Below are 13,282 nucleotides of genomic sequence, written 5' to 3'. Positions count from 1 at the left end.
ACAGGACCCACAGAAATGAAGCGTATTTTCGAAGTCTACCGCTATGATCCGGACAAGGATGCTGCGCCTCGCATGCAGACTTACGAGGTCGAGCTCGACGGTCATGAGCGCATGTTGCTGGACGCGCTGGTCAAGCTGAAGAAGCTGGACGAAACCATCTCGTTCCGCCGCTCGTGCCGCGAAGGCGTGTGCGGTTCGGACGCGATGAACATCAACGGCAAGAACGGTCTGGCCTGCCTGACCAATATGCGCGAGCTGCCGGACCGCATCGTATTGCGTCCGCTGCCCGGCCTGCCGGTGGTGCGCGACCTGATCGTCGACATGACGCAGTTCTTCAAGCAGTACAACTCGATCAAGCCGTACCTCATTAATGACGAGCCGCCGCCCGAGAAAGAGCGCCTGCAGTCGCCCGAGGAACGCGACGAGCTGGATGGCCTGTATGAGTGCATCTTGTGCGCAAGCTGCTCGACGTCGTGCCCGTCGTTCTGGTGGAACCCGGATAAGTTCGTCGGCCCGGCCGGCCTGCTGCAAGCCTATCGCTTTATCGCGGACAGCCGCGACCAGGCGACCAGCGAGCGTCTGGACGACCTGAACGACCCGTACCGCCTGTTCCGTTGCCACAGCATCATGAACTGCGTCGACGTTTGCCCGAAGGGGCTGAACCCGACCAAGGCCATTGGCAAGATCAAGGAGCTGATGGTTCGCCGCTCGGTCTGATCCGCACGGTAGATGTAAGCGGCGCGTCAGTCCGGGCTATCAAACTGCATACCCGACCGGCGCGCCGGAAGTAGGTACCTATGACCGAAAGTGTTTCCCCCAGTTTCTCCCACCAGGCCGATCCGCACCGGCGTGCGCGACTGCGCTGGCGCGCGCGGCGCGGCCTCCTGGAGAACGACATCATCGTCGAACGTTTTTTCAACCGTTACGAAGAAAGCCTCTCCGACCAGGACGTGGCCGCGCTCTCCGAGCTGTTCGAGCTGAGCGACAACGAGTTGATGGACCTGCTGCTTGCCCGCAAGGAGCTGGACGGTGAGCTCGACACGCCCCCGATGCAGCACGTGATTGCCCTGCTGCGTTCGGTCTGAGTTTCGTCAACATTATTAGTCAGCATTAGAAGGAACCGACATGACGCCGTCCGATGTGAAAGCCACGCTATCGTTTTCCGATGGTTCCCCCAGCGTTGAGCTGCCGATTTATACGGGTACCGTTGGCCCCGACGTAATCGATATTCGCAAGCTGTACGGACAAACCGGCAAGTTCACCTATGACCCCGGTTTCATGTCGACGGCTTCGTGCAATTCGAAGATCACCTATATCGACGGCGACAAGGGCGAGCTGCTGTACCGCGGCTACCCGATCGAGCAGCTGGCGACCAAGTGCGACCACCTGGAAACCTGCTACCTGCTGCTCAAGGGCGAACTGCCCAACGCCAAGCAGAAGGAAGAATTCGTCGGTGCCGTGATGAACCACACCATGGTTCACGAGCAGATGCAGTTTTTCCTGCGCGGCTTCCGCCGCGATGCCCACCCGATGGCCGTCCTGACGGGCCTGGTGGGTGCCATGAGCGCGTTCTACCACGACGCCATGGACATCGATGATCCGCACCAGCGCGAAATCTCCGCGATCCGCCTGATCGCCAAGATGCCGACCCTGGTCGCCATGGCCTACAAGTACAACATCGGCCAGCCGTACATCTATCCGCAGAACGACCTGTCCTACTCGGGCAACTTAATGCAGATGATGTTCTCCACGCCGTGCGCCCCGTACAAGGTGAACCCGGTGCTCGAGCGCGCGCTCGACCGCATCTTCATCCTGCACGCCGACCACGAGCAGAACGCATCCACCTCCACGGTGCGCCTGGCCGGCTCCTCGGGTACCAACCCGTTTGCCGCCATCGCCGCCGGCGTGGCTTGCCTGTGGGGCCCGGCTCACGGTGGCGCCAACGAAGCCGCCCTCAAGATGCTTGAGGAAATCGGCAGCGTCGACAACATCACCGAGTTCATCAAGCAGGTCAAGGACAAGAACTCGGGCGTGCGCCTGATGGGCTTTGGCCACCGCGTGTACAAGAACTACGACCCGCGTGCCAAGCTGATGCGCGAAACCTGCTATGAAGTGCTGAACGAACTGGGCCTGCACAACGACCCGCTGTTCAAGCTCGCCATGGAACTGGAAAAGATCGCGCTGGAAGACGAGTACTTCGTCAGCCGCAAGCTGTACCCGAACGTGGACTTCTACTCGGGCATCGTGCAGCGCGCGCTGGGCATCCCGACGTCGCTGTTCACCTGCATCTTCGCCCTGGCACGCACGCCGGGCTGGATCTCGCAGTGGGAAGAAATGATCACCGATCCGGAATACAAGATCGGCCGTCCGCGCCAGCTGTTCAACGGTGCGGCAAGCCGCAACGTGCCGGACATCGGCACGCGTTGAGCTTTTCGCCGCGGAGCAGGGGGCATACCGAAGTACGGTGTGAATAACCCGGTCCCAATGAGCAGCGCAGCAATACCAAACGCCCCGGCCCCGCCGGGGCGTTTGTCATTCGGGCCAGGCAGCCCTTGTGCGTCGCAAAAGAATAATTGCCGAAAAGGTGGCGAAAACGTCAATTTTCGATGATTTGTGCCGAAGTTCGGCTAGTTAGATCCTCATTTGTTGTGCAAATTTGCCATCCGGCGCGGAGTTTGACCCTATAATGCGGGCTGCTTTGCCGACAGCAGCCGGGCCACCCTTCCGGACTGCGTTGAGGCGAGCGGGGCAGGCGAATCACCTGCGCAATAGAGAACGCATTAACGTTGTCTTTCCGAACCAAGGTCCTCTCCGCTGTATCCGGGAGGGCTGGCACATGCCGGGCCCCGCACACGCTTCATGTCTTGCAGGCCCGTCTTCCGCGTCTCGGGCGTCTTCCAGGTTGTAGCTCGCGGGTGTTGTTCGATTGCGCAGGTCATGCCGCCTCAGCCCATGACCAATACATATCGAGGAGCTCCTGATGACGCTGTCCCGTCTTACGTCCATCTCCCTGGCCACGGCCCTGTGCGCTTTCGGCGCCACCGCCAACGCGGAGACCATCAAGATTGCCATTGCCGGCCCCATGAGCGGCTCGGTTGCCCAGTACGGCGACATGGTCAAGGCTGGTGCGCTGACTGCCATCGAGCAGATCAATGCCGCCGGCGGCGCGGGCGGCAACAAGTTCGAAGTGGTGCTGATGGACGACGCCTGCGAACCCAAGCAAGCCGTGGCGGTTGCCAACAAGATCGTCAGCCAGAAGATCCATTACGTGATCGGGCACGTGTGCTCGGGCTCGACCATCCCCGCTTCCGACATCTACGAGAACGAAGGCATCGTGATGGTCACCCCTTCGGCCACCGCGCCGCAGCTGACCGAAAACAAGAAGCGCAAGTTCATCTTCCGCACCATCGGCCGCGACGACCAGCAAGGCCCGGCCGCTGCCCAGTACATCATCACCAAGGTCAAGCCCAAGAAGGTTGCGATCCTGCACGATAAGCAGTCCTACGGCCAGGGCATCGCCTCCTCGGTGAAGAAGGACCTGGAAGCCGCCAAGATCCCGGTCGCCGTGTTCGAAGGCGTGAATGCCGGCGACTCGGACTACTCCGCCGTGATCACCAAGCTCAAGTCGCAAGGCGTGGACTTCGTCTACTTCGGCGGCTACCACCCGGAGATGGGCCTGCTGCTGCGCCAGGCGCGCGAGCAGGGCGTCAAGGCGACCTTCATGGGTCCTGAAGGCGTGGGCAACAAGGACGTGACCGCCATTGCCGGGGCGTCTTCCGAAGGCATGCTGGTGACGTTGCCGGCCGACTTCTCCGCCGATCCGTCCAATGCCGCGCTGGTCAAGGCTTTCGCCGACAAGAAGCGCGATGCGAACGGCCCGTTCCAGATGCCGGCCTATGCCGCGGTCCAGATCATCGGCGACGCCATTGCCGGCGCCAAGAGCACGGACCCGACCAAAGTCGCGGCCTACATGCACAAGAACGCCTTCCAGACCCCGATCGGCAAGGTCGAGTACGACGCGCAGGGCGACCTGAAGTCGTTCAGGTTCGTTGTGTTCACATGGCACAAGGACGCTACCAAGACCGCTGCCAACTAAGTCGCACATTGGCTTGATACGCCCCGCTCATGGTTCGAGTGGGGCGTTTTGGTATCGGGGTCCGGTTGCCCGGCCGCTGCGGCTTATCCGCCGCAGGCGGTGCCTGGGCATATCCGGCATCACGGAGCTTGCCGGCGCTTGCGCATCTCCTGCAGCGCCGGCTTCTCCGGCTTCAAAGTTATGGGGCTTCCCGCATGAACGAGTTCCTTCCGCAGTTCACCCAGCAACTGGTCAATGGCCTGACGCTGGGTGCGATCTATGCGCTGATTGCCATTGGCTACACCATGGTCTACGGCATCATCGGCATGATCAATTTTGCCCACGGCGAGATCTATATGATCGGCGCCTACGTGGGCCTGGTGACGCTCACCGCGATCGGTGCGAGCGCGGGTTATCCGCTGCCGCTGGTGCTGGGCGCCGCCTTGCTGGTCTCGGTGCTGGTCACCGGCCTGTACGGCTTCGCGGTGGAGCGGGTGGCCTACCGGCCCCTGCGCGGCGGGCCGCGGCTGGTGCCGCTGATCTCCGCCATCGGCATGTCGATCTTCCTGCAGAACTATGTGCAGATAGGGCAGGGCGCGCGCGACGTGTCCGTGCCGGTGCTGCTCTCCGGCGCCATCGAGTTCCAGATGGGCAGCGAGTTCACGGTGACCATGCCGTATTCGCGGCTGCTGATCGTGGGCGTGACGCTGGTGCTGATGATCGCGCTGACGCTGTTCATCGGCCATTCGCGCATGGGCCGCGCCTGCCGCGCCTGCGCCGAAGACATGCGCATGGCCAACCTGCTCGGCATCGACACCAACCGCGTGATCTCCTTCACCTTCGTGCTGGGCGCGATGCTGGCGGCGGTGGGCGGCGTGCTGATCGGCCTGACCATCGGCAAGCTCAATCCCTATATCGGCTTCGTCGCAGGCATCAAGGCTTTTACCGCGGCCGTGCTGGGCGGCATCGGCAGCATCCCCGGCGCCATGCTGGGCGGTGTGCTGCTGGGCCTGGCGGAAACCTTTGCCTCCGGCTATATGCCGGCCGAGTACAAGGACGTGGTGGCCTTCGGCCTGCTGGTGCTGATCCTGCTGTTCCGCCCGACCGGCCTGCTGGGCAAGCCCGACGTTGAAAAGGTATGACGCCATGACACAAGCTATTTCTACGCCGATCAACGTAGCGCAAGGCGCCCCGGCAGGGCAGACCCTGAAGAACGCCATCGTCGCGGCCGTGATGACGGCCATCCTGACTATTCCCGTGCTGGGGCTGCAGCTCAAGCTGGACGGCTACAAGGTTGTGTTCGAGCCGCACTGGAAGCCGGTCTGGCTGGCGGTGGGCGCGGTCTTCCTGTTCCAGCTGTTCAAGCCGCTGTTCCTGCGCGCCACCGCCGGCGTCAAGGTGCCGAGCCTGCCCGCGCTGGGCACCGGCCGGCAACGCAAGGTGATCTGGCTGCTGCTGGCGGTCGGCCTGGTGTTCCCGTTCTTCGGCTCGCGCGGCGCGGTGGACGTGGCCACGCTGGCACTGATCTACGTGATCCTCGGGCTGGGCCTGAACATCGTGGTGGGCTACGCAGGCCTGCTCGACCTGGGCTATGTCGGTTTCTACGCGGTTGGCGGCTACACCTACGCGCTGCTCAACCAGTACTTCGGCCTGACCTTCTGGGAATGCCTGCCGATCGCGGCCTGCATGTCGGCCACCTTCGGTTTCCTGCTGGGCTTCCCGGTGCTGCGGCTGCGCGGCGATTACCTGGCCATCGTCACGCTGGGCTTCGGCGAAATCATCCGCCTGCTGCTCAACAACTTGACCAGCCTGACCGGTGGCCCGGACGGCGTGTCGGGCATCCCGAAGCCGACCGTGTTCGGCATCGAGATGGCACGCAGCGCGAGCGTGGAGGGCGCCAAGACGTTCCACGAGCTGCTGGGCTGGGACTACAGCGGCGAGCACATGGTGATCTTCCTGTACCTGCTGGCGCTGCTGCTGGTGGGCTTCACGCTGTTCGTCACCAGCCGGCTGATCCGCATGCCGATGGGGCGCGCGTGGGAAGCCCTGCGCGAGGATGAGATCGCCTGCCGTTCGCTTGGCCTGAACCCGACCCGCATCAAGCTGTCGGCATTTACGCTGGGCGCGGCCTTCGCCGGCCTGGGCGGCGCGTTCTTTGCCGCGCGCCAGGGCCTGGTCAATCCCGAATCGTTCACCTTCATCGAGTCCGCGCTGATCCTGGCGGTGGTGGTGCTGGGCGGCATGGGCTCGCAACTGGGCGTGATCCTGGCGGCCATCCTGCTGACCGCGCTGCCGGAAGTGGCGCGCGGATTTGCCGAGTACCGCATGCTGATTTTTGGCCTGGTGATGGTGCTGATGATGATGTGGCGTCCGCAGGGCCTGCTGCCCGCGAGCCGCCCCCACGTGGAGTTGCCGCAATGAGTCAAGTTCAACAAGCGGAACTGCTGAAAGTCTCCGGCCTGCAGATGCGCTTCGGCGGCCTGCTGGCGGTCGACGGCATCGATTTCGATGTGCGCCGCGACGAAGTCTTCGCCATCATCGGCCCCAACGGCGCCGGCAAGACCACGGTGTTCAACTGCGTGGGCGGCTTCTACAAGCCGACCGCTGGCGAGGTGTCGCTGGACGGCCACTCGATTGCCCGCCTGCCGAGCCACCAGGTGGCGCGCCGCGGCCTGGTGCGCACGTTCCAGAACATCCGCCTGTTCAAGCAACTGACGGTGGTGGAGAACCTGCTGGTGGCACAGCACCTGCAAGTGCGCTCCGGCCTGTTGCGCGGGCTGTTTGCCACGCCGGCCTATCGCCGTGCCGAGCGCGAGGCGCTGGAGCGCGCCGCGCTGTGGCTCGAGCGCATGGGCTTGCGCGGTGTTGCCAACCGCGAGGCGGGCACGCTGTCGTACGGCCACCAGCGCCGGCTGGAGATCGCGCGTTGCATGATCACCAATCCGCGCCTGCTGATGCTCGATGAGCCCGCGGCCGGGCTCAACCCGCAGGAAAAGGTCGAGTTGTCGCAACTGATCGACCAGTTGCGGCGCGAGTTCAAGATCTCGGTGCTGCTGATCGAACACGACATGAGTCTGGTGATGGGCGTGTCCGACCGCATCCTGGTGATGGAGCACGGCCGGCCGATCGTGATCGGCAAACCGGCCGAAGTGCGCAACGACCCGCGCGTGATCAAGGCTTACCTGGGAGAGGACTGATGCTGAAGCTGGAAAAGGTCCATACCCATTACGGCGCCATTGAAGCGCTGTCTGGCGTATCGATCGAAGTGAACAAGGGCGAGATCGTCACGCTCATCGGCAGCAACGGCGCCGGCAAGACCACGCTGATGATGACGGTGTGCGGCTCTCCGCGCGCGTCGAGCGGGCGCGTGATGTTCGAAGGACAGGACGTCACGCGGCGTCCTACCCACGAGATCATGCGTCTCGGCATGGCGATCTCGCCCGAAGGGCGGCGCGTGTTTCCCAGCCTGACGGTGCTGGAAAACCTGAAGATGGGCGCCTTCTTCGGCAAGCGCGAGGAGATCGAGGCGGGCATCGAGCACGTCTACAAGCTCTTCCCGCGCCTGAAGCAGCGCTCGGCCCAGCGCGCCGGCACCATGTCCGGCGGCGAGCAGCAGATGCTGGCCATCGGCCGCGCGCTGATGAGCCGGCCCCGGCTGCTCTTGCTGGATGAGCCTACCCTCGGCCTGGCGCCGCTGGTGATCGCGCAGATCTTCGACATCATCCGGACCATTCGTGATGAAGGCGTCACAGTGTTCCTGGTGGAGCAGAACGCCAACAAGGCGCTGGGCGTGGCAGATCGCGGCTATGTGCTGGAGACGGGGCGCGTGGTGCTGGCGGACACTGGCGCCAACCTGTTGGCCAACGACCGTATCAAGAGCGCGTATCTGGGCGGTTGAGCCCATCTTTTTTCCCGCTCGTCCGCCTGGCGGCCGAGCGGGAGAACGCCCACGCCATTCCCCCCTTTTCGCCATCGGCGAAATCCCCCTTTCGCCAATCACATTACATTCCCACCGCCGCACGGCCCGGGCAGGACCCGGTCGCGCGCTATCGCTGTGGCATAATCGATTGCGAAGTCAAGCATCGCAGCAAGCCGCAGTTCATTGCCCGCATTCCTGCGAAAAATCCCCGCAAACTACCGTGCGACGCCGCCAACCGTGCAGTTCCGAACGGTCCCGGCCCGCCCCCCTGCATCATGGCCAAGACGCTTTACGACAAACTTTGGGATGACCACACCGTGCACGTCGAGGATGACGGCACCACGATGCTGTACATCGACCGGCATCTGTTGCACGAAGTCACCAGCCCGCAGGCGTTCGAAGGCCTGAAGCTGGCGCAGCGCCCGGTATGGCGCATCAGCGCCAACCTGGCGGTGTCGGACCACAACGTGCCGACCACCGATCGCAGCCAGGGTATTTCGGATCCGGTGTCGAAGCTGCAGGTGGACACGCTGGACAACAATTGCGACGCGTACGGCATCACCCAGTTCAAGATGAACGATCTGCGCCAGGGCATCGTGCACGTGATCGGGCCGGAGCAGGGCGCCACGCTGCCGGGCATGACGGTGGTGTGCGGCGATTCGCATACCAGCACGCACGGCGCGTTCGGCGCGCTGGCGCACGGCATCGGCACCTCCGAGGTGGAGCACGTGCTGGCCACGCAGACGCTGCTGGGCAAGAAGGCCAAGAACATGCTGGTGCGCGTGGAAGGCAAGCTGCCGCGCGGCTGTACCGCCAAGGACATCGTGCTGGCCGTGATCGGCAAGATCGGCACCGCCGGCGGCACCGGGTACACCATTGAGTTCGCTGGTTCGGCCATCCGCGACCTGACCATGGAGGGGCGCATGACGGTGTGCAACATGGCCATCGAGGCGGGTGCGCGCGCTGGCCTGGTTGCTGTCGACGATGTCACGCTGGAATACGTCAAGGGCCGCCCGTTCTCGCCGCAGGGCGTGGAGTGGGAGCAGGCCGTGAGCTACTGGCGCACGCTGCATTCGGACGCCGGCGCGCATTTCGACCAGGTGGTCGAGCTGCGCGCGGAAGAGGTCCGTCCGCAAGTGACCTGGGGCACCTCGCCCGAGATGGTGGTCAGCATCGAGGACCGCGTGCCGGATCCCGAGAAGGAAAAAGACCCGAACAAGCGCAACGCCATGGAGCGCGCGCTGGAGTACATGGGCCTGCAGCCTAACGTGCCGGTGGACAGCATCAAGATCGACAAGGTCTTCATCGGTTCCTGCACCAACTCCCGCATCGAAGACATGCGCGCCGCCGCCTGGGTCGTGCAGAAGCTGGGCCGCCGCGTGGCGGGCAACGTGAAGCTGGCGATGGTGGTGCCGGGTTCTGGCCTGGTCAAGGAGCAGGCCGAGCGCGAAGGGCTGGACAAGGTCTTCAAGGCCGCCGGCTTCGAATGGCGCGAGCCGGGCTGCTCGATGTGCCTGGCCATGAATGCCGACCGCCTGGAAGCGGGCGAGCGCTGCGCATCGACCTCGAACCGCAATTTCGAAGGGCGGCAGGGCGCGGGCGGCCGGACTCACCTGGTGAGCCCGGCGATGGCTGCCGCGGCTGCCATCGAAGGCCACTTCGTCGATATCCGCCAGCTCGGCTAAATCGCGCAGGCTCATCATGAAACAAGCCCTGATCGTGTTGCTCGCATGCGTGTGCATGCTGCAACTGGCCGGCTGCCATACGATGGCCGGCCTTGGCAAGGACACACAGGCCGCAGGCCGCTCGCTCGAAAACGCGGCAAAGAAGTAAGGAACCGACCATGGACAAGTTCACTGTACACAGCGGGCTCACGGTGCCCCTGGACCGCGAGAACGTCGACACCGACGCCATCATCCCCAAGCAATTCCTCAAGTCGATCAAGCGTACCGGCTTCGGCCCCAACCTGTTCGACGAGTGGCGCTACAAGGACGTGGGCCAGCCTGGCCAGGACAACAGCAAGCGGCCGCTGAACCCCGACTTCGTGCTCAACCAGCCGCGCTACCAGGGTGGCTCGATCCTGCTGGCACGCCGTAATTTCGGTTGCGGCAGCTCGCGCGAGCACGCGCCCTGGGCGCTGACGCAATACGGCTTCCGCGCCGTGATTGCGCCGAGCTTCGCCGACATCTTCTTTAACAACTGCTACAAGAACGGCCTGCTGCCGGTGGTTCTGACCGAGTTGCAGGTCGACCATATCTTCAACGAGACCAACGCGTTCAACGGCTACAAGCTGACGATCGATCTCGACAAGCAACTGGTGATCACGCCGGGTGGCGATAGCTACGCGTTCGATATCGCACCGTTCCGCAAGTACTGCATGCTCAACGGTTTCGACGATATCGGCCTGAGCCTGCGTCATGCCGACAAGATCAAGGCGTACGAGGCGGAGCGCGTGGCGAAGATGCCGTGGCTGAACAATCGCGTGGTTGGCTGAGACTGGCGGAACGCCGAGACATAAAAGGAAGACAGAGCATGAAAATCGCAGTCCTGCCGGGTGACGGCATCGGTCCCGAAATCATCGCGGAGGCCGTCAAGGTCCTGAACGCGCTCGACGAGAAGTTCGAGCTGGAAACCGCCCCGGTGGGCGGCGCGGGTTACGAGGCCAGCGGCCATCCGCTGCCCGACGCCACGCTCAAGCTGGCCAAGGAAGCCGACGCTATCCTGTTCGGCGCCGTGGGCGACTGGAAGTACGACAATCTGGATCGCCCGCTGCGTCCCGAGCAGGCCATCCTGGGCCTGCGCAAGCACCTGCAACTGTTCGCCAACTTCCGACCGGCGATCTGCTATCCCGAGCTGACCGGCGCCTCCAGCCTGAAGCCCGAACTGGTGGCCGGCCTGGATATCCTGATCGTGCGCGAACTGAACGGCGACATCTATTTCGGCCAGCCGCGCGGCATGCGTGAAGCGCCGGACGGTCCCTTCAAGGGCGCGCGCGAAGGCTTCGACACGATGCGCTACAGCGAGCCGGAAATCCGCCGCATCGCGCATGTGGCCTTCCAGGCCGCCGCCAAGCGCGGCAAGAAGCTGTGCAGCGTCGACAAGGCCAATGTGCTCGAGACTTTCCAGTTCTGGAAGGACGTCGTGATCGACGTGCACAAGGAATATCCGGAAGTCGAGCTGTCGCACATGTACGTGGACAACGCGGCCATGCAACTGGTCAAGGCACCCAAGAGCTTCGACGTGATCGTCACCGGCAATATGTTCGGCGACATCCTGTCGGACGAGGCCGCCATGCTGACGGGTTCGATCGGCATGCTGCCGTCGGCTTCGCTGGACGCCAATAACAAGGGCCTGTACGAGCCTTCGCACGGTTCCGCACCCGACATCGCCGGCAAGGGCGTGGCCAATCCGCTGGCCACCATCCTGTCGGCGGCGATGATGCTGCGCTTCTCGCTGAACCGTGCCGAACAGGCCGACCGCATCGAGAACGCCGTCAAGAAGGTGCTGGCCCAGGGCTATCGCACCGGCGACATCCTGACGCCGGGCTGCAAGCAAGTCGGTACGCGCGAGATGGGCGAGGCCGTCCTGGCCGCGCTGTAAGCTGTATCAAGTTGAAAAGGCGCCGCATGCGGCGCCTTTTCTTTTATTTGTCCCCGATTTCCCCCGTGTGGCAGCGCCGCAAAATCGTGTAGACTTTGCGGATGGTCCGAATCTTCCAGTCCCCCTCGACTGCCATCGCCGCCCCGGTTGCTACCCGCAGCCTGGTTGGCCTGGGTTCGCACGGCCACCCGCTTACCGCAACGACGATTAAAACCATTATTACCAAAACGATCGGCTAGATCGTTCGTCGTGCCTGCTCGTCTTCCCCGCGCAGTCACGTCGGGCGAAGAAAGCGCGGGGAAGTTCAAATCACATCCGAGGTTAGTCATGATTGTAGGTCTCGTCGGCTGGCGAGGAATGGTCGGCAGCGTCCTGATGCAACGCATGCAGGAAGAGCGCGATTTCGACCATATCGAGCCCGTATTCTTCAGCACGTCCAACGCTGGCGGCCAGGCCCCGGCCATGGCCAAGAATGAAACCAAGCTCCAGGACGCGAACGACATCGAAGCGCTGAAGAAGTGCGACGTGGTCCTCACGGCCCAGGGCGGCGATTACACCAACGAGATTTTCCCGAAGCTGCGCGCAGCCGGCTGGAAGGGCTACTGGATCGACGCGGCGTCGTCGCTGCGCATGAAGGACGATGCCATCATCGTCCTCGATCCGGTCAACCTCGGTGTCATCAAGGACGCGCTGACCAAGGGCGTCAAGAATTTCATCGGCGGCAACTGCACGGTCAGCTGCATGATGATGGGCCTGGGCGGCCTGTTCCAGCACGACCTGATCGAGTGGATGACGTCCATGACCTACCAGGCCGCCTCGGGCGGCGGCGCGCAGCATATGCGCGAACTGCTGACCCAGTTCGGCACGCTCAACGCATCGGTCAAGTCGCTGCTGGACAACCCGGCATCGGCCATCCTGGAAATCGACCGCACCATCCTGGCGACGCAGCATGGCCTGTCGGGTGAAGAAACCAAGCAGTTCGGCGTGCCTCTCGCCGGCAACCTGATTCCCTGGATCGACAAGGACCTGGGTAACGGCGTGTCGAAGGAAGAGTGGAAGGCCGGCGCCGAGACCAACAAGATCCTGGGCCGCGGCGAAGGCTTCCTGGGCGCGACCGGCGCTTCGCCGATCGCCGTGGACGGCCTGTGCGTGCGCATTGGCGCGATGCGCTGCCATTCGCAGGCGCTGACCATCAAGCTGCGCCGCGACGTACCGCTGGACGAAATCGAAGGCATGCTGGCCGCCAACAACCAGTGGGCCAAGGTCGTCCCGAACACGCGCGAGGCCAGCATGACCGACCTCACGCCGGCAGCCGTGACCGGTACGCTGACCATTCCGGTGGGGCGCCTGCGCAAGATGCAGATGGGTGGCGAATACCTGTCGGCCTTCACCGTCGGCGACCAGTTGCTGTGGGGCGCCGCCGAACCGCTGCGCCGTATGCTGCGCATCCTGATCGAAGCCTGAATCCGGGAGTGGCCCTTCAGGCAGCCGCAAGGCATGTCTTTGTCCATGTCTTATGGTCCTGGACCGGGTGTTCGGGGGTTTCGTTGCAGCAAGGCAACAGAAACCCCCGGCTTTGATGACAACGCCGCGCCTGTGCGCGGCGTTGTCATTCCCGGCTGACTATTTTTCCCGGCGGTGCGTCACAATACAGCCGGCATATGCCGGGCTGTGGGGCGGTCGTCCGC

At 63.6% G+C, this 13,282-nt stretch carries 13 protein-coding genes; all 13 read left to right on the top strand.

The features are described from left to right. Window positions 1–15 precede the first annotated feature (15 nt). The gene (locus ACZY0R_RS30530) at window positions 16–717 is read left to right on the top strand and encodes a succinate dehydrogenase iron-sulfur subunit (protein WP_045242019.1); all 702 of its coding nucleotides are present in this window, start codon (window positions 16–18) and stop codon (window positions 715–717) included. An 80-nt stretch (window positions 718–797) separates the two neighbouring features. Further along, window positions 798–1,085 (top strand): FAD assembly factor SdhE, encoded by a 288-nt coding sequence (locus ACZY0R_RS30525; RefSeq protein ID WP_045242020.1) that lies wholly within the window; start codon window positions 798–800, stop codon window positions 1,083–1,085. 40 nt (window positions 1,086–1,125) lie between these two features. Next, window positions 1,126–2,427: a citrate synthase gene (gltA, locus tag ACZY0R_RS30520; RefSeq protein WP_488863641.1), complete on the top strand. Its 1,302-nt coding sequence runs from the start codon at window positions 1,126–1,128 to the stop codon at window positions 2,425–2,427. A 553-nt stretch (window positions 2,428–2,980) separates the two neighbouring features. Continuing rightward, window positions 2,981–4,096 carry a branched-chain amino acid ABC transporter substrate-binding protein gene (locus tag ACZY0R_RS30515; RefSeq protein WP_035866047.1) on the top strand — a complete coding sequence of 372 codons (1,116 nt, stop codon included), beginning with the start codon at window positions 2,981–2,983 and terminating at the stop codon, window positions 4,094–4,096. 194 nt (window positions 4,097–4,290) lie between these two features. Then, window positions 4,291–5,217 (top strand): high-affinity branched-chain amino acid ABC transporter permease LivH, encoded by a 927-nt coding sequence (gene livH / locus ACZY0R_RS30510; protein ID WP_035866050.1) that lies wholly within the window; start codon window positions 4,291–4,293, stop codon window positions 5,215–5,217. A gap of 4 nt (window positions 5,218–5,221) precedes the next feature. Next, the gene (locus tag ACZY0R_RS30505) at window positions 5,222–6,496 is read left to right on the top strand and encodes a high-affinity branched-chain amino acid ABC transporter permease LivM (RefSeq protein ID WP_488863638.1); all 1,275 of its coding nucleotides are present in this window, start codon (window positions 5,222–5,224) and stop codon (window positions 6,494–6,496) included. After that, complete coding sequence (livG, locus tag ACZY0R_RS30500) at window positions 6,493–7,272, top strand: high-affinity branched-chain amino acid ABC transporter ATP-binding protein LivG (RefSeq protein ID WP_488863636.1); 780 nt, start codon at window positions 6,493–6,495, stop codon at window positions 7,270–7,272. Before ACZY0R_RS30505 ends, livG begins: the two co-directional genes overlap by 4 nt. Further along, window positions 7,272–7,973 carry an ABC transporter ATP-binding protein gene (locus ACZY0R_RS30495; RefSeq protein WP_488863634.1) on the top strand — a complete coding sequence of 234 codons (702 nt, stop codon included), beginning with the start codon at window positions 7,272–7,274 and terminating at the stop codon, window positions 7,971–7,973. The genes livG and ACZY0R_RS30495 overlap by 1 nt, the downstream gene beginning before the upstream one ends. 296 nt (window positions 7,974–8,269) lie before the next feature. Continuing rightward, window positions 8,270–9,679: a 3-isopropylmalate dehydratase large subunit gene (gene leuC / locus ACZY0R_RS30490; RefSeq protein ID WP_488863632.1), complete on the top strand. Its 1,410-nt coding sequence runs from the start codon at window positions 8,270–8,272 to the stop codon at window positions 9,677–9,679. Between the two features lie 16 nt (window positions 9,680–9,695). Beyond that, window positions 9,696–9,827 carry an entericidin A/B family lipoprotein gene (locus ACZY0R_RS30485; protein ID WP_441635711.1) on the top strand — a complete coding sequence of 44 codons (132 nt, stop codon included), beginning with the start codon at window positions 9,696–9,698 and terminating at the stop codon, window positions 9,825–9,827. Window positions 9,828–9,837: 10 nt separating this feature from the next. Further along, the gene (gene leuD / locus ACZY0R_RS30480; protein ID WP_035866068.1) at window positions 9,838–10,488 is read left to right on the top strand and encodes a 3-isopropylmalate dehydratase small subunit; all 651 of its coding nucleotides are present in this window, start codon (window positions 9,838–9,840) and stop codon (window positions 10,486–10,488) included. A gap of 38 nt (window positions 10,489–10,526) precedes the next feature. Further along, window positions 10,527–11,594 (top strand): 3-isopropylmalate dehydrogenase, encoded by a 1,068-nt coding sequence (gene leuB, locus ACZY0R_RS30475; RefSeq protein WP_488863629.1) that lies wholly within the window; start codon window positions 10,527–10,529, stop codon window positions 11,592–11,594. 327 nt (window positions 11,595–11,921) lie between these two features. After that, a complete protein-coding gene (gene asd / locus ACZY0R_RS30470) occupies window positions 11,922–13,058 on the top strand; it encodes an aspartate-semialdehyde dehydrogenase (protein WP_488863627.1) in 1,137 nt (378 codons plus the stop codon). Window positions 13,059–13,282 lie beyond the last annotated feature (224 nt).

The organism is Cupriavidus sp. F041 (genome assembly GCF_057814235.1).
The sequence above is the reverse complement of the archived record's forward strand: the minus strand, read 5'-3'. Positions and strand labels throughout refer to the sequence as shown.

Excerpts from the sequence above, each read along its gene's own strand:
- ACZY0R_RS30530 (WP_045242019.1), top strand. The coding sequence starts at position 16 with ATGAAGCGTATTTTCGAAGTCTACCGCTATGATCCGGACAAGGATGCT.
- ACZY0R_RS30525 (WP_045242020.1), top strand. The coding sequence starts at position 798 with ATGACCGAAAGTGTTTCCCCCAGTTTCTCCCACCAGGCCGATCCGCAC.
- gltA (WP_488863641.1), top strand. The coding sequence starts at position 1,126 with ATGACGCCGTCCGATGTGAAAGCCACGCTATCGTTTTCCGATGGTTCC.
- ACZY0R_RS30515 (WP_035866047.1), top strand. The coding sequence starts at position 2,981 with ATGACGCTGTCCCGTCTTACGTCCATCTCCCTGGCCACGGCCCTGTGC.
- livH (WP_035866050.1), top strand. The coding sequence starts at position 4,291 with ATGAACGAGTTCCTTCCGCAGTTCACCCAGCAACTGGTCAATGGCCTG.
- ACZY0R_RS30505 (WP_488863638.1), top strand. The coding sequence starts at position 5,222 with ATGACACAAGCTATTTCTACGCCGATCAACGTAGCGCAAGGCGCCCCG.
- livG (WP_488863636.1), top strand. The coding sequence starts at position 6,493 with ATGAGTCAAGTTCAACAAGCGGAACTGCTGAAAGTCTCCGGCCTGCAG.
- ACZY0R_RS30495 (WP_488863634.1), top strand. The coding sequence starts at position 7,272 with ATGCTGAAGCTGGAAAAGGTCCATACCCATTACGGCGCCATTGAAGCG.
- leuC (WP_488863632.1), top strand. The coding sequence starts at position 8,270 with ATGGCCAAGACGCTTTACGACAAACTTTGGGATGACCACACCGTGCAC.
- ACZY0R_RS30485 (WP_441635711.1), top strand. The coding sequence starts at position 9,696 with ATGAAACAAGCCCTGATCGTGTTGCTCGCATGCGTGTGCATGCTGCAA.
- leuD (WP_035866068.1), top strand. The coding sequence starts at position 9,838 with ATGGACAAGTTCACTGTACACAGCGGGCTCACGGTGCCCCTGGACCGC.
- leuB (WP_488863629.1), top strand. The coding sequence starts at position 10,527 with ATGAAAATCGCAGTCCTGCCGGGTGACGGCATCGGTCCCGAAATCATC.
- asd (WP_488863627.1), top strand. The coding sequence starts at position 11,922 with ATGATTGTAGGTCTCGTCGGCTGGCGAGGAATGGTCGGCAGCGTCCTG.